Origin of the sequence: Streptomyces sp. NPDC093598 (genome assembly GCF_044764825.1) — a bacterium.
Classification (GTDB): Bacteria; Actinomycetota; Actinomycetes; order Streptomycetales; family Streptomycetaceae; genus Streptomyces.
Map to the genome: position 1 here is coordinate 40,502 of NZ_JBIWIV010000021.1, position 22,965 is coordinate 63,466.

The 22,965-nt window shown below is 68.9% G+C and carries 15 protein-coding genes and 4 pseudogenes; 7 read left to right on the forward strand and 12 right to left on the reverse strand.

Annotation, left to right across the window (positions count from 1 at the left end):
• Nucleotide 1 precedes the first annotated feature (1 nt).
• Both ACIRDU_RS35690 and ACIRDU_RS35695 read right to left on the reverse strand, forming a co-directional pair.
• Entirely contained in the window at nucleotides 2–487 is a 486-nt protein-coding gene (locus ACIRDU_RS35690; protein ID WP_403587743.1) for an SRPBCC family protein, read from the reverse strand.
• Between the two features lie 35 nt (nucleotides 488–522).
• Entirely contained in the window at nucleotides 523–1,929 is a 1,407-nt protein-coding gene (locus ACIRDU_RS35695) for a flavin monoamine oxidase family protein (RefSeq protein WP_403587746.1), read from the reverse strand.
• Between the two features lie 346 nt (nucleotides 1,930–2,275).
• On the opposite strand from ACIRDU_RS35695, the gene ACIRDU_RS35700 reads away from it, so the two are divergent.
• Entirely contained in the window at nucleotides 2,276–4,474 is a 2,199-nt protein-coding gene (locus tag ACIRDU_RS35700; RefSeq protein WP_403587749.1) for an MMPL family transporter, read from the forward strand.
• 1,158 nt (nucleotides 4,475–5,632) lie between these two features.
• Here the strand turns inward: ACIRDU_RS35700 and ACIRDU_RS35705 are convergent.
• The gene (locus ACIRDU_RS35705) at nucleotides 5,633–5,773 is read right to left on the reverse strand and encodes a hypothetical protein (RefSeq protein WP_403587752.1); all 141 of its coding nucleotides are present in this window, start codon (nucleotides 5,771–5,773) and stop codon (nucleotides 5,633–5,635) included.
• Between ACIRDU_RS35705 and ACIRDU_RS35710 the strand changes: the two genes are divergently transcribed.
• Nucleotides 5,772–7,115 (forward strand): glycoside hydrolase family 43 protein, encoded by a 1,344-nt coding sequence (locus ACIRDU_RS35710; RefSeq protein WP_403587754.1) that lies wholly within the window; start codon nucleotides 5,772–5,774, stop codon nucleotides 7,113–7,115. The two genes, ACIRDU_RS35705 and ACIRDU_RS35710, sit on opposite strands and share 2 nt — an antisense overlap.
• Before the next feature lie 274 nt (nucleotides 7,116–7,389).
• Here the strand turns inward: ACIRDU_RS35710 and ACIRDU_RS35715 are convergent.
• The 3 pseudogenes from ACIRDU_RS35715 to ACIRDU_RS35725 all read right to left on the reverse strand — a co-directional run.
• Nucleotides 7,390–7,597 (reverse strand): annotated as a pseudogene (locus ACIRDU_RS35715) (IS5/IS1182 family transposase); the annotation flags it as partial.
• Between the two features lie 155 nt (nucleotides 7,598–7,752).
• A pseudogene (locus ACIRDU_RS35720) lies at nucleotides 7,753–8,154 on the reverse strand (ATP-dependent DNA ligase); the annotation flags it as partial.
• Nucleotides 8,133–8,366 (reverse strand): annotated as a pseudogene (locus tag ACIRDU_RS35725) (transposase); the annotation flags it as partial. The pseudogenes ACIRDU_RS35720 and ACIRDU_RS35725, both read right to left, overlap by 22 nt.
• Before the next feature lie 385 nt (nucleotides 8,367–8,751).
• Between ACIRDU_RS35725 and ACIRDU_RS35730 the strand changes: the two are divergent.
• The 4 genes and pseudogenes from ACIRDU_RS35730 to ACIRDU_RS35745 all read left to right on the forward strand — a co-directional run bounded on the left by ACIRDU_RS35730 (nucleotide 8,752) and on the right by ACIRDU_RS35745 (nucleotide 12,549).
• A complete protein-coding gene (locus tag ACIRDU_RS35730; protein ID WP_403587756.1) occupies nucleotides 8,752–9,522 on the forward strand; it encodes a transposase in 771 nt (256 codons plus the stop codon).
• 582 nt (nucleotides 9,523–10,104) lie between these two features.
• Nucleotides 10,105–10,552: pseudogene (gene tpg, locus ACIRDU_RS35735) on the forward strand (telomere-protecting terminal protein Tpg); the annotation flags it as partial.
• Nucleotides 10,553–10,801: 249 nt separating this feature from the next.
• Nucleotides 10,802–11,302, forward strand: coding sequence for a MarR family winged helix-turn-helix transcriptional regulator (locus ACIRDU_RS35740; RefSeq protein ID WP_403587759.1), 501 nt, complete (start codon nucleotides 10,802–10,804; stop codon nucleotides 11,300–11,302).
• On the forward strand, nucleotides 11,293–12,549 hold the full coding sequence (locus tag ACIRDU_RS35745) for an MFS transporter (RefSeq protein ID WP_403587763.1): 1,257 nt from the start codon (nucleotides 11,293–11,295) through the stop codon (nucleotides 12,547–12,549). The genes ACIRDU_RS35740 and ACIRDU_RS35745 overlap by 10 nt, the downstream gene beginning before the upstream one ends.
• A gap of 733 nt (nucleotides 12,550–13,282) precedes the next feature.
• Here ACIRDU_RS35745 and ACIRDU_RS35750 read toward each other — a convergent pair.
• Complete coding sequence (locus ACIRDU_RS35750) at nucleotides 13,283–14,572, reverse strand: LuxR C-terminal-related transcriptional regulator (protein WP_403587766.1); 1,290 nt, start codon at nucleotides 14,570–14,572, stop codon at nucleotides 13,283–13,285.
• A 138-nt stretch (nucleotides 14,573–14,710) separates the two neighbouring features.
• Between ACIRDU_RS35750 and ACIRDU_RS35755 the strand changes: the two genes are divergently transcribed.
• Nucleotides 14,711–15,841, forward strand: a complete 1,131-nt coding sequence (locus ACIRDU_RS35755) for an NADP-dependent oxidoreductase (RefSeq protein ID WP_403587768.1) — start codon at nucleotides 14,711–14,713, stop codon at nucleotides 15,839–15,841.
• 1,418 nt (nucleotides 15,842–17,259) lie between these two features.
• On the opposite strand, the gene ACIRDU_RS35760 is transcribed toward ACIRDU_RS35755, so the two are convergent.
• From ACIRDU_RS35760 to ACIRDU_RS35780, 5 genes are all read right to left on the reverse strand, one after another.
• Nucleotides 17,260–18,012, reverse strand: a complete 753-nt coding sequence (locus tag ACIRDU_RS35760; RefSeq protein WP_403587771.1) for a hypothetical protein — start codon at nucleotides 18,010–18,012, stop codon at nucleotides 17,260–17,262.
• A gap of 639 nt (nucleotides 18,013–18,651) precedes the next feature.
• Nucleotides 18,652–18,960, reverse strand: a complete 309-nt coding sequence (locus tag ACIRDU_RS35765) for a hypothetical protein (protein ID WP_403587774.1) — start codon at nucleotides 18,958–18,960, stop codon at nucleotides 18,652–18,654.
• Nucleotides 18,961–18,964: 4 nt separating this feature from the next.
• Nucleotides 18,965–19,882, reverse strand: coding sequence for a RimK family alpha-L-glutamate ligase (locus ACIRDU_RS35770; protein ID WP_403587776.1), 918 nt, complete (start codon nucleotides 19,880–19,882; stop codon nucleotides 18,965–18,967).
• The gene (locus ACIRDU_RS35775) at nucleotides 19,879–20,715 is read right to left on the reverse strand and encodes a hypothetical protein (RefSeq protein ID WP_403587778.1); all 837 of its coding nucleotides are present in this window, start codon (nucleotides 20,713–20,715) and stop codon (nucleotides 19,879–19,881) included. Before ACIRDU_RS35775 ends, ACIRDU_RS35770 begins: the two co-directional genes overlap by 4 nt.
• Complete coding sequence (locus tag ACIRDU_RS35780) at nucleotides 20,712–22,466, reverse strand: M6 family metalloprotease domain-containing protein (protein ID WP_403587781.1); 1,755 nt, start codon at nucleotides 22,464–22,466, stop codon at nucleotides 20,712–20,714. Before ACIRDU_RS35780 ends, ACIRDU_RS35775 begins: the two co-directional genes overlap by 4 nt.
• Nucleotides 22,467–22,965: the final 499 nt, after the last annotated feature.

Here is a 22,965-nt window from a genome sequence, read left to right on the forward strand (position 1 = left end):
GTCAACGTACCGTCGTCGAGCGCTCGGACCGGAGCAGGGTGTTGAGGTTGGCCATGGAGGTGCGCATGCCGGCGCGCATCGCGGGCTGTTGTATGGAGTCGAGGAGCAGGCCCAGTGGACCGAGGCCGATGGTGTACTCGACCTGGTAGAGCATCTCCGTCGCCTCCCGGCCGTCGGCGCTGTGGACCGGGCGGAACTCGAAGGTGTTGGTGACGTCCTGGAGCGGGGCGAAGCCGGTGCCGGTGTCGACGCGGCGCTTGAGGGGTTCGATCTCCTGGACGGTCCAGACCGAGTTGGTCTTGAGGGGGCCGAGGGTGCGGTTGTGTTCGGAGTAGGTCTTGCCGACGGTGGCGACGCCGTGGTGGTCGGTGACCTCGATGGCTCCGGCGACCCACTCGGCGTACCGGTCGGTGCGGGAGATGACGTCCCACACCCGCCCGAGGGGGGCGTCGATGACGGCGGTCTCAGCTACGACGAAACGGTTCATGGCAGGGTTTCCTTGCTGGTCGGTGGTTCTCGCGTTCAGTGCTGGTGGAGGAGTTCGTTGGCGGTGTGGCGGCCGGAGCGCACGGCGCCGTCCATGTAGCCGTTCCAGTAGGGGGAGAACTCGGCGCCCGCGAAGTGCACGCGGCCGTGGGGGCGGCTCATCCACTGGCCGAAGTCGGTGAGCACGCCGGGGGCGGCGACGGAGGTGGGGCCGCCCTGGGTCCACTGCTCGGCGGTCCAGTCCTGCTCGACGTAGTCGACGGTGTCGAAGGCGCGGTCCCCGACGACCTGGGCGAAGCAGCGCAGGACGGCGCCGCGGCGCTCGGCGGCCGGGCGGTGGGCCCACTTGCGCCATTCCCGGCCGCCGAGGAAGCCCATCAGGACGCCGGGTCCGCCGTCGGGCGGGGTGTTGTCGAACATCTCGCGGATGGGGGAGCCGCCGCGCAGCAGGCCCATGCCGGACAGCCCGTCCTCGCGCCAGAAGGGCTTGTCGTAGACGGCGACGCACTTCATCAGGGTGCCGAACGGCAGCCGCTGGAAGAGCTGGTCCTGCTGTGCGGGCAGGAGCGGGTCCCACACGATCCGCGAGGCCACCAGCGGCGGTACGGCGACGATCACCCGGTCGGCCCGCCAGTCGCCGGCGTCGCAGACCACGGTGACGCCGGTGGAGTCCTGGCTGATGCGCCGCACGGGCGCCGACAGGTGGACGCGGCCGTCGAGTTCCTCGGCGAGGCGCTGCGCGACGAGCTGGGAGCCGCCGACGAAGCGGCTGTCCTGGGCGCCGCCGGTGGTGCCGGTGCCGCGTTCCATGGTGCCGGGGTGCGTCTCGTTGCCGAAGGTGGAGACGTACCAGAGGCTGAACAGGGCGGAGGCGTCGCGGGCTTCGCCGCCGTAGGCGGAGTTCAGGAACATGTTGATCATGTCGACGGCGTCGCCGGTGATCTCGGCCTTGCGCAGCCAGGTCTCGTAGGTCATGCCGTCCAGTTCACGGGCGTTGGGGGCCCGCCACGGTGCCGCCGGGTCCACCTTGGCCGCGGCCTGGCCGATGCGGGCCAGGGCGATGCCCATGTCGGGCAGCGCGAACAGGTCCGGCGGGGTGTGCCCCGTGAACCGCTTGGCCTTGCCGTCGTTGACGTAGACGGTCTCGCCGGGGACGGCGGCCTGGTAGGTGTCCACCCCGACCTCCTTGGCCAGGGCGAGGATGTGGTCCTGAGTGGGGCCGACGAACTGGCCGCCGATCTCGGTGACCTGTCCGTCGCCGAGGTGGTGGTTGAGCAGCCGGCCGCCGACCCGGTCCCGGGCCTCCAGCACGGCCACCGACTTGCCCGCCGCCACCAGCTCCCGCGCCGCTGTCAGACCGGCCAGCCCCGCACCGATCACGACCACATCCGCCCTGCGGACCTGGTGTGACCTGGTGGTGTCCCGGTCCTGCGTGCTGCTCATGATCACTCCTTGTCATGGGGGCGGTCCCGGCGCTGCCTGAGTGCCCGTAGGGAAAAGGGGGGACAGGCCCATGACCTGGCTTTCCCGAGGGTGGTGCGCTCCGGTGACCACCACCATACACACGACATGGTCGAGTGACAATGTCGGAAGCTTTAGTCGAATGATTTTGTCAACCGACATGAGCAGTTGATAAAGTCGGTGGCGAAGCAGCTCGGATGCCGCCCGGCGGCACCTCCACGCCTCATGCCCGTAGCCGCTCAACGGCGCAGGGCCGACCCGTTCCGCCTTTCGTCCCGCGTCCGCGTCAGGACCACCGGGAATGCCTCACCGACCTTGGGAGTTCGCCATGGCAGTCCTGCTCCATCGGCTGGGCCGCAGCGCCTACCGCCACCGCAAGCTCGTGCTCGGCATCTGGCTCGTGGTCCTGGCCGCGCTCATCGCTTGTGTCAGCGTCTTCGGCGGCAAGCTCGACGACCGCTTCACCGTGCCGGGGACGGAGTCACAACGCGCGCTGGACACGCTCGGCAGGACACTGCCCGAAGCCTCGGGGGTGAACGCCCAGATCGTCTTCACCGCACCCGAGGGCCGCCGGGTCACCGACGCCCGCTTCACCGCGGCCATCGCCACAGCTGAGGCCGCGGCCTCGAAGGCACCCCAGGTCAGCGCCGTCATGGGCCCGGCCGTCACCGGCGCCGTCTCGGCCGACCGGAGCACGGCGATCGTGGAGGTGCAGTACTCCGTGCAACGGGCCGAAGTAAGCGCCTCGTCGCTGGACGCCATAGAGCGGGCCGCCCACGCGGCCCAGGAGAACGGGCTGCGGACCTCCGTCGGCGGCAGTGTCTACGGCAGCAACGGCGTTCACATAGGCCCGTCCGAGATCATCGGTGTCGCCGTCGCCGTGCTCGTCCTCGTCGTCACCTTCGGCTCCCTGCTTGCCGCGGGCATGTCGCTGCTGACCGCCCTGATCGGCGTGGCCGTGGGACTCGCCGGACTGCTCGCCCTCGCTCCGGCGGTCAGCATCTCCTCCACCGCCGTCACCCTCGCGCTGATGCTGGGGCTGGCCGTGGGCATCGACTACGTCCTGTTCATCCTCTCCCGCCACCGCCAGCAACTCGCCCGTGGCACCGAGCCGCAGGAATCCGCGGCGCTGGCCAACGGTACGGCCGGTAGCGCCGTCGTCTTCGCCGGCAGCACCGTGATCATCGCCCTGGCCGCACTCAGCGTCATCGGCATCCCGTTCCTGACCGTGATGGGCCTCGGTGCCGCCGGAGCCGTCCTCGTCGCCGTCCTGGCCGCGATCACCCTGGTCCCGGCCCTCGCCGGATTCGCCGGCGCCCGGCTGACCCCGAAGCCCGGCAGCCAGGCGGCCCAGCAGGCCACCGACCCGGACGGATCCGCCGGACAGACCACCCTGGGCGCCCGCTGGGTGAAGCTCGTTGTCGCCAAGCCCCTGCTCACCGTCCTGGCCGTCGCGGGCCTCCTCCTCACACTCGCCCTCCCGGCCGCCGACCTGCGCCTGGCCCTCCCGGACAACGCCTCTGCCCCGGTCGGCTCCACCGAGCGCAAGGCCTACGACACGATCAGCGACAAGTTCGGCCCCGGCTTCAACGGCCCGCTCCTGGTGCTGACCGAGACAGACGGCCGTCCCGGCGCGCAGGCGGGCTCCGAGGTCGCCCGCAAGCTGCGGGACCTCAAGGGCGTCAGGGCAGTGCTGCCGGCGGTTCCCACGCGCGACTCGGCGCAGACCGTCATCCAGGTCGTCCCCGAGACCGGCCCCGACAGCGTCCGCACCGACCGGCTCGTCCGCGACATCCGTGCCGCCGCCCCGGAACTGCGGGAAACCACCGAAGCGAGGGTCGCCGTCACCGGTACCACCGCCGTCAACATCGATGTCTCCAACCGCCTCAGCGCCTCCCTGCTGCCGTTCATCGCGATCGTCATCGGCCTCAGTCTGATCCTGCTGACCATGGTGTTCCGCTCGCTGGTCATCCCGCTCAAGGCCGGCGTCGGATTCCTGCTGTCGGTGGCGGCCTCGCTCGGCCTGGTCGTCGCCCTGTTCCAGTGGGGCTGGCTGGCCGACGTCCTCGGCCTGGCCCACACCGGTCCCGTCGTCAGCTTCCTGCCGATCATCCTGATCGGCGTGCTCTTCGGACTCGCCATGGACTACGAGGTCTTCCTCGTCTCCGGGATGCGGGAGGAGTGGGTGCACACCGGGGTGGCCCGCCGCTCGGTGACCGACGGCGCGCGGCACAGCGTCCGGGTCGTCACCGCGGCCGCCCTGATCATGGTCACCGTCTTCGCCGGCTTCTTCCCCCTCGACGACGCCCTGATCAAGCCCATCGCCTTCGCCCTCGCCGTCGGCGTGGCCATCGACGCCTTCGCCGTCCGCCTGACCCTCGTCCCGGCCGTCCTCGCCCTCGCCGGACGCCACGCCTGGTGGCTCCCCGCCTGGCTCGACCGTTTCCTGCCCGACCTCGACGTCGAGGGCACCCGCCTCCAGAAGGCCCCGGAGGCGGAGCACAGGGAGCCTGAGCGGGTCTCCTGAACCGGCTGCGCACCCGGCGGATCCGCCGGGTGCGCGCGTGTCCTGGCTTGGAGGGGGCGCCACATCCAAGCCAGGGTCTCGCCCTACCCGGGCACACCGCGACAGCGGTCGCCTCGTCGTGCCCGTCACGACCCACCACCACGTTGCAGACGGCGGGCGTGTAGGAGTCGCCGGCCTTCGTGAACGCCCGCCTTGGCCTGGGGGGCAGGCGCGGGCCGATGACGGACGCGAGTGCCGTCGTCAGCCGCTGGGACAGCGCCACCCGTCCGTCAGGGAGCCGTACGGCGAGCGCCTTCGGATGCCGGACTGTGCCGGTGAAGCCGACCACGGTGGCGTCGACTGTGTCCGCGTGTCTGACCTTCGCCCACACACGGCCGGCCTTGTAGGACGACGGGAGCGGCTTGGCCACGATTCCCTCAACGCCGGTGCCTTCGAGCGTCTCGAGCCAGAGCAGGGCAGCGAGGCACACGTGCGCCTGATCGGTCGGCGCACCCGCCGGCGTGGCCCGAAATGATCACCAAGCCCGCGCCCGCACACGCTGCTACCTCCCCCTCGCGCCAAGAGACCCGCATAACCACGGAGCCCGAAGCCGCTTGGTTCAATCTGCGATTTTGGCTCGCGAATCGTGCGAAAAACATTGACGCAGTTCACCGGAACCCTATGATCCAGTCGATCGACACTTCGACCTTCGTTCGGCATACCGAACGCATCAGGGTCGCACCCCGTTGGATTCCGGACAGTCTCTGACGGGCGCACCGGTACCGCCAGTTCAAGGGATGACGAGGTTCGCATGCACGTAGTTTCAGCCGCAAACACCCGTCTGCGGTGCTCGTGGCTACCGTTGCTGCCCCGGCCGCCTTGGCGGCGACGCTCCCCGCCAGCCCCGCTCAGGCGGCCACCACCAGCGCCGTGCGCGGCCGCCGACATCCGCCCCGGCTCCTCCCGTACGGGAGCCTTCTCTACAGCACCGACGGCACCGACTTCACCCGCTGGGGCCCGCGTTCGCCATGGGCGACACCTGGCAGTTCCTCATGGGCTGCCGCTTCGCCCTTCCAACTGCGCCACGCGGACACTCGGCGGCTCCGTCCGCATCGCACGGTTCGCGCTGCCCACACCCCGAGCGCGGCAACGTCCCTCTCCCCGCATCTGACCGGCTGCTCAGTCCCCGAGCCGCAGCACCAGGAAGGACCACACCATGTCCAGTACCGACGTCCACAGGCCAACGGCTCCCCCGACCGCGGTGAGATCACCCGCCACCGGTACGAGACTTGCCCGGGCAACGTGGGTGCTGATCCTCATGTTGGCGTTCGCCGTCCTTCCTGCCGCGGTGCATCCCACGGCGGCCAGGGCCGACAACCCGATCGTGCAGCACGTCTACACCGCCGACCCGGCCCCGCTGGTGCACAACGGACGGGTCTACCTCTACACCGGGCACGACGAGGACGGCTCCACCTCCTCCTTCGTGATGAAGGACTGGCGGGTGTTCTCCTCCGCCGACATGGTCAACTGGACCGACCACGGCACACCGCTCAGCCTGGACACCTTCAGCTGGGCGGGCGCCAACGCGTGGGCGGGCCAGGCCATCGAACGGGGCGGCAAGTTCTACTGGTACGTGCCGGTGACGGTCCGGGCGACCGGCGCATTCGCCATCGGCGTGGCGGTGGCGGACAGCCCCACCGGACCGTTCCGGGACGCCCTCGGCCGCCCGCTGCTGGAGAACACCGAGTTCGACCCGACCGTCTTCATCGACGACGACGGTCAGGCCTACCTCTACTGGGGCAACCCCAACCTGTGGTACGTCAAGCTGAACGCCGACATGATCTCCTACTCGGGCAGCCCCACCAGGATCCCGCTCACCACCGCGGGATTCGGCACCCGCACCGACAACCCCGACCGTCCCACGCTGTACGAAGAAGGGCCGTGGGTCTACAAGCGGAACGGTCTGTACTACCTGGTGTATGCGGCCAGGTGCTGCCAGGAGTTCATCGCCTACTCCACGGCACCCAGCCCGACCGGGCCGTGGACCTACCGTGGAACAGTCATGCCCGCCCAGGGCAACAGCTTCACCAACCACGCGGGCATCGTGGACTTCAAGGGCGGTTCGTACTTCTTCTACCACAACGGCGCCCTCCCGGGCGGAGGCGGCTTCACCCGCTCGGTTGCGGTGGAGAAGTTCTCCTACAACGCCGACGGCAGCATTCCGACGATCAACATGACGAGCGCGGGTGCCCCGCAGGTCGGCCCACTCGATCCGTACGTCCGCCAGGAGGCCGAGACGATCGCCTGGGGTTCCGGGATAGAGACCGAATGGTCCAGTGACGGCGGAATGAACGTCGGCTGGATCGAGAACGGCGATTACATCAAGGTCAAGGGAGTGGCCTTCGGGGCCGGCGCCTCCTCCTTCGCCGCACGCGTCGCCTCGGCCACCAGCGGCGGCACCCTCGAAGTGCGCCTGGACGGTCCGAGCGGGGCGATCGTTGGCCGTTGCGGTGTGCCGAACACCGGTGGCTGGCAGGCCTGGAGAACGGTGACCTGCCCAGTGAGCGGCGTGACGGGAACCCGTGACCTCTACCTGACGTTCAGCGGCGGCAGCGGCTTCTTGTTCAATGTCAACTGGTGGCAGTTCACCCGCGCCGCGTAACCGCACCGCGTTGACGTGCTCCTCGGGCTGCAGCCCGGGAATTCCGGCCTTCCCGTCCGTTGCTGTGCCGCTACGTGACACAGCAACGGACGGGAATCCGTGGCTTCCTGCTTCGTCACGCTGTGCTGTGTTCCCCAGCCCGTCGAGTCGTGTCCATGCCCTGCCTGGAGCGCAGGAGTGGTGGTGAGCCGTTCGATCTGCTCACGCAGAGTGTCGGCTCGTGCGGCGGTCTCGTCGTGTGCGGTCTCCAGCAGCCGCAGGAGTTCGCTCACGTTCACGCGGCGAGCTCCACGTCGTTCCGCCAGGTGGGTAGGGGTGGTGAGGCGGCGGAGCATGCCGGCGATGCAGGCCCAGTAGACGCGGTAGGCCGCGTCGTCGGGTCGGTGGTCGTAGTCGCGGGCGAGGCGCCGGTGCAGCAGGAGGGTGTCGTTGACTTGCTCGACCACCCACCGCTTCGGTTGCGGGACGAAGCCCTTGGACCATGGAGGAGAGCGCCGTGGTCAGCCGCTGGGACAGGGCAACGCGTCCGTCGGGTAGCCGTACGGCGAGAGCCTTCGGGTGCCGGGCCGTGCCGGTGAAGCCGACCACGGTGGCGTCGACTGTGTCCGCGTGCCTGACCTTCGCCCACACGGCCGGCCTTGTAGGACGACGGGAGCGGCTTGGCCACGATCCCCTCAACGCCGGCGCCTTCGAGCGTCTCGAACCAGAGCAGGGCTTCCTCGAGGTCCGTGGTCGACCACACCGGCACGATCGGCGGACCGACCTCGGCGAGCACGTCCAGGAGGACCTGGCGGCGCTCCACGTAGGGACGCGGCCGAAGGTCGGGGAAGCCCGCCGCAGGATGGGCCAGGATGTCGAACGCCACGTACGTCGCCGGGTGTTGGTCGGCGAGCTCCCTGGCGCGGCGGGGGCGGGACAGCACGCGGGACTGCGCCGCGGCGAAGCTGATGTGCACGCTGCCGTCGTCGGCGGTGAGGCCGCGTGCAACTCGGCCAGCAGGATGTGGTGCAGCTTCTCGAAGACGCCGGCCTCGTGCCACCGGCCCAGTCGGCGCCAGCAGGTCTGTCCGGAGCCGAACCCCAGCTGCAGCAGTTGCCAGCTGACGTCGTTGTAAAGCACATACAGGATGCCCTGCAGGCACAACCGGTCATCCACCGGCTTCGGACCGGGTGCCTTCTGTGGCCATGGCGGCAGTAGCGGCTCGATCAACGCCCAGAGGTCATCGTCCACAATCCACGGTCGAACACTCACGCCCTCTCAAACGGCCGAATCGTCGCACCGGTCACGCCCGTCCCGCTGCGGCAGCGGCACGCGCATCTACGACTGCCAGGGCGATTCGTCGGTGGCCGGGACGCCTTCCAAAGGAAGGCGATCGCGGTAGTACTCCGACTCCAACCAGTCCTCCTTCACGAAGACCAGCCGCGACATCCGCACGCCGCCGACCTCCTGTGAGCGCAGCAGAACCCCCAGATCGGTCAGGGCGAGGGAGTGATCGAGGGTGTACAGCAGACAACTCCCGTGCTCGTCGGCGTAGTCAAGAAGGCACTGGTGTGCCTGCTCGGGATCGCGGCCGGCCAGTGCAAAGCCGGCTAAGGGCTGTCCCGTAACTCCTGGTCACGGGTGAGATGATCATGGTGTGACTGGTGTGATCACGGCGTCGGAGTCGTCCTGGATAGCCCCGTTCACCGGGCTGAGCCCGCGACAGTTCGGCAAGCTGATCACCGCGCTGCGGCGTGAGGGTGCGGACCCCGTCCGCAAGGGCCGACCGTGGAGCCTGCCGCTGGAAGACCGGGTCCTGCTGGTCGCGGCGTACTGGCGGACCAACCTGACCTTGCGCCAGCTCGCGCCTCTGTTCGGCGTGTCGAAGTCGGCCGCTGACCGCATCATCGACCACCTCGGCCCTGCGCTCGCGCTCCAGCAGCGCAAGCGGTTCCGCAAAGACACCGTGCTGATCGTGGACGGCACCCTGGTTCCCACCCGCGACCACACCGTCGCCGAGCAGTCGAAGAACTACAGGTACTCGACCAACCACCAGGTCGTCATAGACGCTGACACCCGGCTCGTCGTCGCCGTCGGCCGGCCGCTGCCCGGCAACCGCAACGACTGCAAGGCGTGGGAGCTGTCCGGCGCCAAGGATGCCGTCGGGAAGACCACGGTGATCGCGGACGGCGGCTACCGGGGCACCGGCCTGGTCGTCCCGCACCGGCGCGAGAAGGGTCAGGCCGAACTCCCGGCCTGGAAAGAGGAACACAACGCTTCCCACCGCAAGATCCGGGCCCGCGTCGAGCACGTCTTCGCCCGCATGAAGGGCTGGAAGATCCTGCGCGACTGCCGCCTCAAGGGCGACGGTGTCCACCACGCGATGCTCGGCATCGCCCGCCTGCACAACCTGATCCTCGCCGGGTGACGGAGGAAGATGCAGGTCATCCCCCATGACAGAGATCATTTACGGGACATCACGCCCGCCCCGGTCAAGCTGAGCGTGAAGGGCCACGCGGACGGCGGAACCGGCAACAAGCACATCCTCGAGGCCGTCAACCTGCGCGACGCAGGCGACAAAACTGGGTACTACCGGTTCCTGGTCTGGCCGCAGTCCGTCGACAGCGCCAGCGGCAAGACCAGCATCCTGAGCTGGGACCGGAACAAGCTGGAGGACGCCTTCCAGATCGGCAGCGTCTACTACCGCTACACCGCTCCTCTGGGAGCCAGCTTCTCTGTCGCGCCGGGGGGACCACCCGACGTCAAGCTGGCCGTCGGCGGTCCCGTCGGATACCCCGGGGTCCACCTGTCGACCGACGACGGGCCCAGCGGTGAAGAACTACAACGGGCAGCTGTCCCAGGACGGCCAGACACTCACCTTCTCCAAAATCAACCTGGCACTGGCGGGGAAGTCCTCCACGTCCACCGCGTGGGTAGCGGTCAGGGCCACCGACCCCGACGCCACGGGCCGCACGACTTTGACGTTCCAGGTGGGAAGCGAAACGAGCCAAAGCACCCCCGCGCGGCCGCCGAGGCCCTCGGCATCGCGCAGCGCACCGTGGAGCGCTACGTCAAGGACCAGATCAAACGCCCGCGCGCCGACCTCGCCCAGCGCCTGGAGGATGGCCGTACGGGCCCGCTGGCGGCCCCGCATCCGCGAGCACGCCAGGCGTCAGGCCGCCGCCACCACCGGCCTCGTCATCGACACCCGCGCCCGGTTCGGCTTCACAGCCGCACCCGGCACCACCGACGACGCCCGGCTGCGCCACCTGACCATCGCCCTGCCCCCGCAGTACGCGGCCCGACTCTTCGACGCCCAAGAGGCCGGCGCCAGCGAGCAGCAGCTGCGCAACATAGCCGCCGAAGGCCTCGGCGAGGCCTACTTCCGCGACGGCGGCCGACGCGCTCACGGCCTGGAAGTGGAGTTCACCGACGTCGAGCACCTGGAGTTCGACCTTAGGTGTGGCGTCCCTTCATCCCCGCCCTGCCGCCCCAGCTACGGCACCGAAGGCACTGGGGATCAATCGCCAACTGCCTCGCTACCCCGAGACCGTACCCATTACGCCCAGCTCAAGCCGCTCCTGGCGGAGTACGCCGACCAACTCGCCAGCACGATCGACAGCAACCAGACAAGTGTTTGAGGTCCTCATCGAGAGCCAAGGGCGAAAAGCAACAGTGCTTATATAAGTGCTGTTACGATGCGCGGCATGGCCGAAACCCCCGCGCTCGACCCGACGCAGCAGAGCCTCTGGCGGTCCCTGCGTCTGCTGCAGGCGTCCATGGACGCCGACATCGCCCGGATCTACTCCGAGCAACAGATCGAGGGCCTCAAGCCCAGCTTTGTCATGGAGTTGCTCCGGCTTCACGCCTGCGGACCCATGACCATCGCGGAACTGGCCGAGTCGGTCCAGCGCACACATTCGGCACTCAGCCAGAAGGTCGCCGCGATGCGCACGGCCGGCTGGGTTCAGACCGTCGTGGGCGACGACGCACGCACCAGGAAGGTGACGCTCACCGACAAGGCCCGCCGCGTCGTGGATCGCCTGGCGTCGGAATGGCGGGCCACCGAAGCCGCCGTCGCTGACCTGGAAGCCGAGATTCCCTACCCGCTCTCCCAGGTCGTCACCGATATCGAGCGGGCTCTGGAGCGCAAGAGCTTCCACGACCGGATCGTCGAGAAGCTGGCGGAGGATCCCGCATGGGGCTGAAGCGCACGCTGATCGACGTGACTCCCTTACGGTCGTCACCACCGTTCAGGCGGTTGTGGATCGGCCAGAGCCTGTCTGGTTTCGGCAGCCAGATGACGCTCGTCGCCGTCATGTTCCAGGTCTGGCAGATGACGAAGAGCCCCACCTGGACGGGTGCCGTCGGGCTGGCCCAGGCGGTTCCGCTCATCGCGCTCGGACTGTTCGCCGGATCGCTCGTCGACCGGGTGGACCGCCGGAAGTTCTACCTGCTCACGACCAGCGGACAGGCCGTGTGTTCGCTCCTGCTCGCGCTGCAGGGCGTCCTCGGACACGTTCCTGCCGCTGGCGTGCTGGGGCTCGTTGCACTTCAGTCGTGCTTCGTCGCAGGCGGAGGCCCGGCCTCGCGTACCTTCATCCCGCACCTCCTGCCCAAGCAGCAACTGGCCGCAGGACTGGCGTTGAGACGAATTGCCTTCCAGGGCGCCATGCTGCTTGGTCCCGCGCTCGGCGGATTGATCGTGGGCGGGCTGGGAGTCGGCGCTTGCTATCTGATCGACGCCTTGACGTTCGTCGCCGCGTTCTACGGTGCCTTCGGCTTGCCGCAGATGCCCCCGGGAGATGAGCCTGCACGGCCCGGCCTGCGGGGGGTGTTGGACGGCCTGGCCTTCTTGGGCCGCACCCCCGTCATTCGCGGGGCCCTGCTCACAGACCTGGCCACCACCGTGTTGTCGATGCCCATCAGCCTTTTTCCCTTGATCAACGCCGAACGTTTCGACGGCAACCCGCGCACCCTCGGACTATTCCTCACAGCCATCGCTGTCGGCGGCGTTGCAGCGTCACTCTTCTCCGGAACGTTCACCCGGTTGCCCCGCCCCGGCCTGGTGATGCTTGGCGGTTCCGCCGCTTGGGGCGCAGCGTTGACGCTGTTCGGCATATCACCCAACCGATGGGTCGGTTTGGCCTTCCTTGTCATAGCCGGCGCCGCCGACACCGTCTCCGTCGTCTCCCGGGGCACCGTCGTTCAGATGCACACACCTCACGAGCTACTTGGCCGCGTCAGTGCAGCTGAACAGATCGTCGGGCAAGCCGGGCCCGACATCGGCAACATGCGCGGCGGCCTCGTGGCAGATACAACCTCGGGAGCAACAGCCCTCGTCAGCGGTGGCCTGCTTTGCCTCGGCGCCGTGGCCGTGGTGGGCGCCACGACGGTAGACCTGCGCAGCTCCTCCGCGTCCCCCTCTGCTGCTACAAACGCCTCGGCAAACTGACCATGTAGGACACGGTGTTATCCGCAGCCAGAGTTGTCCAGCCATTGTCTCAGCACTGCGGCCACAGCGTTGTCCTCAGCGGACTCCCCCCTGAAGGGTCCCCAAGGACGTGTCCGTCTTCCCACTCCACCCACCCGGTTTCACGAAGTACACCGACCATATCCGGGCTTGTCCAGCTCAAGGAGCGAACAAGTAGACCGACCCGGCTGCATCTAGCGAGCGTAGAAGCGTCATCCAGTCCGCTCCAGTCGGGTTCAACTCAGCATCGAGCAGCAGGAGACCCACCGGCGAACACCTATCTGCAGCACGCACTCGACCTCGTGATCGAGGGCGTCCTGACGCAGCTGCCCGCGCAGCTGATCACTGCCGCGATAGCGGCTGCGACAGCCACATGGATGCGTGCGCGGAAAGGAGCCGAGCGGGGGTGGTGGGAACACTGGCGGACCGTGACACCGATGGCAGCCCTCAGCCGATCCAGGAAGCACGAATGAGCGCAGCAACCCGCATGCCGACCTCGACACTGCCCCAAACCTCGGCAAGCGCTGAGTCCGGAGCCCGGCTTCAGGGGGTCGCAGCGTCCAAGACGCTGCGACCCCACCATCACTTGGGCGCCGGCTGGGGCTCCTCCAGCACTTCGGCGACCTTCCGCGCGAGCTTCGTCACGTGCGGTGGCACTCCTCTGAGGCGCCCCTTGAGCGCCGGGCCGGCGGGGGTGGGCCGCCCTCGTACCGGGTCACACCAGTGAGCGCCGTGCCCCGCGGGCCAGGGCGGCGGCCTCGCCACGTGAATCGACCTTCAGCTTCTTCAGGATGTTGCGGACGTGGTATTTCACGGTGTGCTCGCTGATCTGCAGCGCTTCGGCGATGTTCCGGTTGCGGTGTCCCTCGGTGATCTGCTGGAGAACCTGCAGTTCGCGCGGGTTCAGGGCGTGCAGGGCGTCGGCCAACGGGGCCTGCCGGGCGGTGAGTGGCAGTTCGACGGTGATTTGCGTGCCCCAGCCCGGCACCGCGTCGAGGGACACCTCGCCGCCGAGCGACGCGACCCGGTCCGCGAGCCGGTGCATGGTGAGCGCGTCCGCCGCGAGCCCTCCGGCCCCGTCGTCCCGGAGGGAGATCAGCAGCCCGGTACCGGTGAGTTTCCACTGGACGCGGATACGGCCGATCCCGTCCTGTTCCAGCATCAGCAGCACGCCGCCCCGTGTGACAGCACGCGCGGCGTGGGCGATGTCGCTGGGAAGCAGACGCGTTCGCAGACCGGGATCCGGAGGAACGAGTTCGAGGGTCACCTCGCTGTATCTGGTGAGAGGGGCGAGACGTTCTTCGAGGCGGGCGAAGACCCCTTGCCCGGTCTCCTCGATGAGGGACCGGTCGAGATCTCCGGCGGCGCGCAGCTCGGTGAGGGCGCAGACCGCGATGTCCGCGGCCGTACGCCGGGCGGCTGCGTCGTCGAGCGTGCGGGAGCGCAGCGCACCGAGGAGTGCGGACAGTGCGGCCGCGTGCGCATCGGTCAACTCTGCGATGACCCTGGCCCGTTCCTGGGCCGCTATTCGGTTCCCGGCCAGCGGTACGGGGTGTGCCTGCGCCGCGTACCCGGACAGCTGAAGGGAGATGATGTCCCACAGCTGCTGCACCAACTGCCGGACGCCGGGCGCCGGTTCGTGGCTGTCCGCCGTCACGACGGCCAGCAGCGCCCCGGAGCGCTGGTGCGGGGCGGAGGCCACGGACAGCACGCAGCGCTCCTCCCCACCGATAAGGGCGACGGCGAAGCGCGGCACACCGATGTCTACCGCGCCGGCCAGCCGGGCCAGTTCCGCGCTGGAAATCCGGTCGGCGACACCTGGCTCACCGACCCTGCGCATCGGCGAGCGGGAGCAGTCACCCGTGAGGACGGCCAGCGCCTGGTGCGGCAGCGGCCCGGCGAGGACCGCGGACAGCTGCTCGGCGGTGCCTTCCGGCGGCACCTCGAGTACGGATTTCGCGGCGCCGAGCACCTGCGCCGGGTCCGACCAGTCACCAGCTTCCACGACCACCCACCCTAATGAGCGTTCGCCGCCGTCGGCCTGCTCTTTCGAGCAGTCCGTTCCGGTCGGAAGGACGGGTACCTGCCGCACTTCCCGGCGCAAAGCTGGACCCGTCGCATCCACCTGTGGAGGAGTAAGAACGTGAAGGCACTTGTCACCCCGTCCTACGGCCCGCTGGACCAGCTTGTCGTCACCGATGTGCCCGATCCCCGTCCGGGCCCCGGTGAGCTGCTCGTGCAAGTGGAAGCCGCGGGCCTCAACCCTCTGGACGGCGCCCTGGTGACCGGCGCGATGCGCGCCAAGAGGCCGGTCGAGCACCCCTTCGTCGTGGGTATGGACGCCGCCGGAGTCGTGAAGGCCGTAGGCGAGGGCGTCACGGGCTACGAGATCGGCGATGCCGTGGTGGCCTACACCCACTTCCACCCGAGCACCATCGCCGAGTACACGACGGTCGCAGTGGGCCCGAACGTGGCCAAGCGGCCGACGGGCTTAGACGCGGTGCGCGGTGCCGCGCTGCCCGCCACGTCCCTGACCGCGGAGTGCATCATGGCGGCGGCTGAGGCCGGGGCCGGCCGGACGATCCTGATCATCGGGGCCACCGGCGGCGTCGGTTCCTTCACCGTCCAGTTGGCTGCGCAGGCGGGCTTGAGGGTGCTGGCCGCGGTTACCCCCGCCGACGCCGATTACGTGCGCTCCCTCGGTGCGCACGACGTCATCGACTACACCTCGACCGATCCGGTGAAGGAGGCCCAGCGGCTGGCCGGCGGACGGCTGGACGTCGTACTGGATCTCGTCAATCGCGGTCCCGCCCTCCTGGACACGGCGGACGCTGTGAAGGACGGCGGTCGGCTGCTGTCCGCACTGATGGGCCCGGAGACCTTCGAGCGTGACATCACCGTCGTGTACGTGCGGATGTCGGCGCCCGAAGGGAAGCTGCAGAGTCTCGCCGAGCGCGTCGCCGCGGGCACCTTGTCCGTCGAGGTCGCGGCCACCTACCCTCTTGGCCGGGTCGAAGTCGAAGATCTCGTGCTTGACCAGATCGATCGCGTTCTTCTTCATCATGTCGACGTGCTCGTCCACCCACTTCTTGAGGGGCGGCGCCGCCGTGTCAGTCAAGTCCACGCACGCCCACAACGGCGTCCACGTGGAGCACGAGCTGGTCATCGACCAGACGGTCACCGTAGACCAGACGGTCACCGGCAACCTGAACGCCCTGCTGCCCGCCGTCCGGGCCAACCTGAACAAGTACCTGTTCATCGTCGACATCGGTGAGTTCTTCAAGAAGGTCCAGGTCACCGGATCTTGCCGGGTCAACTTCGAAGAGGAGCTACCCGACGGCACCAAGCTGAAGGACCCGCTCCAGGCCGTCCAGCTGGAAGCCGGCTATCCCGACTTCGCCAGGCCGACCGAGGACGGCCACGTCAACTTGACCATGCGGACCGCCGGGAAGCACTACGTCCCCGGCGAGACACAACCCAGCGGGCCCGAAAGGCCAGCTATCTGGGATGAGAGGACAGCGAGGGACTTCGTCAGCATCTCGTTCCTGCGCCTGGACAACCCTGTCGAAGGCTGGCCGTCGGACCAGGTGCGATTGCGGAAGACACTGATCTTCGACGGGCAGGATCCCCGGGTCAACCTCTCGCAGGCCATCGCTCCCGATGATCGGTCGATCGCCGTGATCGAGGAGGACGACGACGTCCACGCGCCGATCCTGACGGCCAGCGCGGTCGGCTATGTCTTCGTACGCTTCATGGTCGAGGCGTTCCCGCTCCCGCCCAATGTCCTCCTCCAGATCACCCCGACCATAGGCCAGGACACCTACGCGCCGATCGTGGTCACCTCGAAGAACGACATGAACGTACTGTGGGAGGTGTACTCCGACAAGTACGGTGCCGAGACCGAGTTCACCTACACCATGAACGTTCGCGTTCGGGGTCCGCGCTTCTTCGACCCCCCGGTCGTCTTCTCGACCCCCGAGCCGGTCCGGGTTCCCGTGCCGCCGGGTCTCATCAAGTACATCCCGCAGCTCATCACCCCGATACCGACGCCGCCCCCGGACCAGATCGAGACCATCGACCGGTACGTGCTCGCGGCTACGACCGCCAACGCGTGATCACTGGGCCGCACGCGCCCGGCTCCGGACGGGCGGACGCACCGTCCGGGACGGACCCCGGCGGCCTGGGCACCCGTATCCCGTCCGCTTTGGACGGCTGCTCGGCCGGCCGGGCGGCGTTCGCCGGTGGTGACGGGACCACCATCATCGTGGATGTCGACATCACCGACGACCGCCTCACGCTGGCAGCGACCAGCGTTGACGTTCCACCGGCCAGACGAACTCCCTCCACCGACAGGGGCGTGTGCGATGCCAGAGGACGCCTTCCCCGTAGGGCCAGTTTTCGGGCCCGACTCGCTCGTGATCGACATCGACGGCGGCGGGCCGGGAGACCCGGCTGTCGGCGTCCGCATCCGGCCCGATGCCCATAACACGGGCCTCGCAGCCGCTGGCGAACCCACCCGGTACTACTTCGAACCGCCGCGGGTAACCATGGCGACGCGCTCCGGAAGCTCCGACCTGAGCTTCTCGGCCACCGTCATGCTCCAGGCCCCCGTGGGCCCCCAACCAAACGACGGAACCCGATCACCCACCGGCCCGAGGGTGAACCGAGGGGGGATCAGGCGGTGGCGAGAGGTCAGCCCTGCGCGGCGGCCACCAACGCGGTGAGCACGCGATGGGTCTTGCTCTCAGGGACCTCGGACAGCGTCACACCTCGTTCGAGCACCGCCTCTTCGAGTTCGCGCTGCTTCCGCTCGGCCCGTTCCTTGAACTCCTCCTCATCCTCCCCGCGCTTGGGCTTCACGCGGATCGAAGCCTCAAGGAACTCCAGGCCGACGGCTGACCACGCCTCCAGGTCGACCTCCAGGTCGTCGAGCGACACGCCGTCCACCTTGGTCGAGAAGATCGGCCCCAGAGCGACTAGCCCGCCAAACCGGACATTGCGCGCACAGACGTGCAGAAACTGGTCCTGCACGTCGTCGAGCGACGTGGAGGGATCGGCTCCGGGCTCAACGGCGGCGTCCAGCACCCCCGGCACGTGAGTGTGCACCAGGGAGGCCGCCAGCACGCGGCCGCGCCTCGACCAGTCCTCCTCGATCCTGTACGTGAACGGCCCTACTTCGAACGGTGCAGAGAACCGGCCGATCAGCTGCTCCCGGGTGCAGGGACGCAACTTGACGACCAGGTCGTCCGGACCACCACCGATCCTGAGCCGTATGATCACGCCGCCGTCCAGGAGCGGTACCTTCCCCTCTGCCACACCCTCCCCGTCCTCGGCGAACCAAATCAGACGCGACGTCAGCAAGCCCTGCGAGGCGGTGAGAGCCGACAGCGCCCCTGGCACGTCGCCCTCGATGTTGACCTTGATTTCGACCGGCAGCAGGTCCATGACCTCACTCCTGCGCGCGTCTCAGAAGCCCATGAAACGCTCCCTTCCAGGATATCCAAACCGCCTGTGGCACGCAGTCCGGGTCTTTTCCGCGCATACCGCCCTGACCTGCACGGTCACCGGCCAGGCCTCCCCCGCCGCTGGCCGCTGCGACGCTCGCCGACCTCGGCCTCGCGGTCACGTGGCGAGGTCTCACGGTCGGCGACTACTGTCCGCGTGCGTCCTGGAGTTGCCCCTGCACCACCTGCCTCGTGGCGCATCATGGGGCGCGGCGGCCGCCCGTGGAGAGCCTGGCCGCCGCGCGTGGGCTTCTCGAGCGGATCCCCGGCGCGCCCTTTCCGGCCGAGCTGTCGGATACGAACTCGCTGCTCGTGGGGACCGGCGCTCGCGTGCCGAGCGCCGCGGAACGGGCTGCGCCGACCGGGGTTGGGTCAAGATCCCGCTCACGCTCTGCTGAACCGAGCAGATCCGGTGACGGCGGCCCTACCCGTGTGGTCTCCAAGTCCCCGTTGCCCCGTTCCTCGACGACGCCGTCACCCGGACGGTATGCCTCGTCGAAGTGGCGGAGCGCAGCTTCGGGTTGCCGCCGTAGACCTCGATTCAAGGATCTGACGCCACCCGGCGTCTGATCATTTCGGGTCACGGCACCTCGACCCGGAAGTTGCCGGTGGCCGGGTACGGTTCCGCAAGGATGTCACCCGAGGAGCCGAGTCCGGCCCGGAGGTGGAGGGTCGCCCCGAGCGTCACGTCCTGGAGAAGCTCGCGCCGGATGCCGAGGCTCAGCGGGGAGCCTTTGGGTTTGGGTGAGATCAGGTCGGCCATGCCCGGTACGGGGAGTGAGGCGAGTACCTCACAGGTGGCGAGGTCCCATTCGTCGAGCCGTGGGTGGGCGGTCCGGGCAAGGAGCCGGAGGGTGAGTGCGGTGAGGTTTTCGACGGCCTTGACCATGTGTTCATACCCCCATGGGAGCCGCGGCACGGCGGCCGTCGAGGTATGCGACGAGCGCCGAGGAGATGGGCAGGCCGGTGTGCGCCTCGTAATGGCTGTAGGCCGGCATGGGGTTGACCTCGAAGCACACCCACGTGCCGTCGGGTGTGCGGCGCAGGTCGATGCCCGCGAGCGGCAGGCGGAGCGTGGCCGCGAGCTCCACGCACCGTCGCGCCGTTTCCGGAGGCAGTTCGCAGGGGGCGAGCCGGACGGACTCCCCGTCCTGGTGGGCATAGCGGTAGTCGATCGCGTCGCTGTCGACGGCTGTGGCGTAGGTTTCCTCGCCGACGACGTGGACGCGTACGTCCTGGCCCGGCACGTAGGCCTGGAACTGTGTCGGGAGTCCGCGGACGAGGTCGAGACGGCTCTCGTCGGCGTCGGTGTACTCCCTGACGATGGAGCGGATGCCGCTGACCGACTTGTAGACGATCCGGCCGTGCCGGGCGTGGAACGCGAGAATCTCGTCGGGGTCGTCGCTGACGAGGGTCTCCGGTACGGCGAAGCCTGAGCGTCCGATGAGCTGGGCCTGGTACGGCTTGGAGGAGTTGGACTCCATGGCGCGGGGCCGGCTGACCACGACGGCCGGGGTGGTGTCGAGCCAGCCGACGAACCACTCCTGGAAGGCCGTCGCCCGCGCCCGGGCCGCCGGGTCCCCGTGGTCGGGGGGCTCCAGTGGACGGGCGTATACGGCTGACACGTCGCCGAGCGGGACCCGCATCCCCTCTACGGCCAACCGGGCGTCCAGCGCGTCCGTTCCGACGACGAGGTCGTACAGGGCGGTGCGGGCCTGGTCAATCACCAGGTGCCGCAGTTCGGCGTCACGCGCGGCGCTGATCGCGCGGGTGAGGGGCGGGTCGTCGGTACGGCCGAAGAACAGGATCACGCGAGTCTCCTCGTGGGCTGTTCGGCGGTGGCTACCAGGAAGGAGGCGGTGGCCTCGACATGCAGCGGGTCGTGAAGCCGCGGACACAGGTGCACCTCCGTCACGACGGCGCCGGTCGCGCGGGGGGCGAACCGGAGCTCGAAGTGCCGTGTGCTGAGCGCGTCGCCGAGGCGTTGGCAGCGCTCATAGTGGTCGTCGGCACGGGGACCGATCACGCGGTCCCCAGCGACGAGCAGCGTGTCGCGATACGCCGCCGGTACCTGCGGCAGCACGTCGACCGGGACCGGCGATCCGGGGCCGCCCGGCCACGCGAGGCGTGGCACGTGCCGTTCCCCGGGAGCCGGCCGGCCCGCCAGGCCGGCGCGGGTCGCCCCGCCCCGCCGGGCCACCGGCAGACCGCACCGTTCGGCGTGGACGAGGGCCGTCGTCCGGGACACGGTCCCGTGGGCAGTTCCGTACGCGCTGATCAGGCCGATCACCTGGGGTGCGAGGGACAGTAGCCAGCTGGCGACCAGGGCCTGCCGCTCACAGTGTGTGTACAGGGCGTCCTTGGCGCGGGGGCCGTTCACGGCGCCCTCGGCGAGTGGCAGGCCCGGCAGGCGGTGCAGTACCGCGCCGATGCTCAGGTCGTCGAGGACCTGCCCGGTGGGCAGGGTGAGTCGGGTGGAAGCCTCTCCCGCGCCGTTCACCCGATGGCTCCACCGGGCGCGGGCGAGGTCGTCGGGCGTGAGGGTCAGGACGCCTCCGTGGTCGTCCCGCGCCGACAGTTCGCGGGCGACCGCCGCCGCGCCGCCGTCGCCGGGTGCGGCCAGGAGCAGGATCATTCCGCTCATTGCTGCGGAAGAGTGTCGAACGACCGCTTGGCCTGCGCGTCGCCGGCCTCGACGGCCTCCCGCAGTGCGTCGATGCTCCGTCCGAACCGCGGTCCGCCGATCAGGTCGGGGCGCAGGTCGGCGCCGATGAACGGCTCGGTGGGGTCGCCGGTGGCGCCGGGCGCGCCCAAGGCCCGCTCCAGTGCGTTGAGCCGGGTCCGCAGGTCCACGATGTCGGCGGCAGTGGGGGTGCCCTCCCCGCCCATCGGGGCCGTGATCACGTCTGGAGGGTTGTCCCAGTCGTCCTTGACCTCCTTCCGCGGCGTCTTGTCGTTGTCCCGTCGTTCCTTGGCCTCCTTGTTCTCCACGAGCTCCTTGAATTCCTTCTGCTCCTTGGCCGGGTCTTTGCCGCAGGAGACCGCGACGGTGGCCGTCATGGTGGCCGCGGACGGCGAGATCCGGGTGACAGAGATACAGGAAGCGGCCCCGCCGAAGGAGTGAGAGCTTGGTGCGCTGGAGGAGGTGAACGAGGTGTTGCCGCTGGTTCCGGGGTACGGATCCCCGTCGTCGCCGCGGTTCTGGTTCCGTTCGAGGTTGCGTTGGTTGTCGGCCTGCACCAGGCCGACCTTGTAGTGGTTCTCGTCCCGGTTGTTCGGCTGGTTCTCGTCGATGTGCCAGATCAGCAGTCCGCCTCCCGGCAGTGAGGAGTCGTACCCGGTCCGCTGCCGGTTCTCGAGGAGGAAGTACTCGCTGCCGCCCTCGCCGTCCTTCCAGAGCCGATGGACGGTCTGGCTGGACTTGACGTCCGTGAAGGACACGTCGCCGCTGGTGGTGACTACCTTGGTCGTGGCCCAGCCCTGATTGACCTTGCACCAGGCGGACGGGTGCGTGGGTCTGTCTCCGCCGCCGCCCCAGGAGCCGGATCCCATCAGGCACCACAGGCCGACGCCTTCGGAGCTGTCGTCCGTGTCGTAGAGGTCGGGGAAGCCGAAGAGCAGATGTCCGAGTTCGTGCGCGCAGACGCCGATCTTCGCCTCTTCAGAGATGGTCAGATAGCCGTAGACGTTGACGCCGTCGGTCTGGTGCACGTCGGGCAGGTGAGCCTTGTGCGACCAGATGTGGAACGGCTTTCCGGTGCCGTCGGCTGCGGGCCCGGCGTGCACCACGATGAAGGCGTCGACGTAACCGTTCCCGTCGTTGTCGAACGGCGCGAAGTTCACGCTCGGGTCGGCGGCCTCCACGGCGGACATCGCCATCTCCGGCGATCGGAAGGGCCCGCTGGGCCTGCCGATGCCGAAGTTGCCGGCCGCATACCAGTCCATGGTCTCGGGCATGCGGAACGGGCCGTGGACCTCGCCGACGAGGTCCACCATGCCGTTCGTCACCTCGCGGAAGTACTCGCGCACGCTGCCGTGCGGCATCGTACCGAGCGAGAAGAACAGCTGGTCGAGGTCCGCCGTCGACTTCGTCATCGGCGCGTCCGAGAAGTCGACCAGGACGACGACCACCCTGATGGCGCCGCGTAGCGGCGCCCGGTCAGCCGCTGCGGCCGCGATGGTGGCGAGGGGGGTTCCCGCCGGAAACTCCCCCGGTGGGAAAATCGTTCCGTCGTCGAAGCCCAGGCGCGTGGGCGTGCTCGTGAAGCCGAGCAGGGTCGTGAGCTCGTTCGGACCGCTCCTTACATCGTCGAGCTCTTCCATCATGCGCTGCCGCAGTTCCGGGCTGGGGGCGACGGCGCAGAACGAGGATGAAGCGGCCGGGAGGTCAGCCATGTCGACTCCAGACAGTGACAATGCGTTGCCTTCGTGACCACGGTAACCGTCGGCGACCGGGGGCGCGCTGGAGAAACGGGGGTGCCGCATGCGGGCCCTCCTGGAGGTACGAGGATGTCGCCCGGTTCGAGGAGCGGGGCGGGCTGGGGCGCTCAAGGTCGTGCCTGCTTTTCGAGGTGGGGGCAGGCGGGCGGTGCAGGTCAGTTGCGACCGGTTTCAGAACCACCCGCTTGGCTCCCGGCCCTAGTACGACCTCGTAACCGTTCATCGTCACGCCCCGTCCGGTCCGTCAGGCAACTTCTCCGCGAGCCCCCTTCAAGCAAAACGCGCAGTCGGACCCCCCGCCACCTGAGTCTCTTCAGTTCACAGCAGACGCCGCAGAACGTGCACGGTCGGTAGGGTCGGCAGTGCGCGGCCAGGACATGGGTTGGCCGCCCGGGGCAGCGCCCTCGGCGTCCTGCCGCCATCCCGTATTCGCCCAACACCGCGCTCGTGTCCG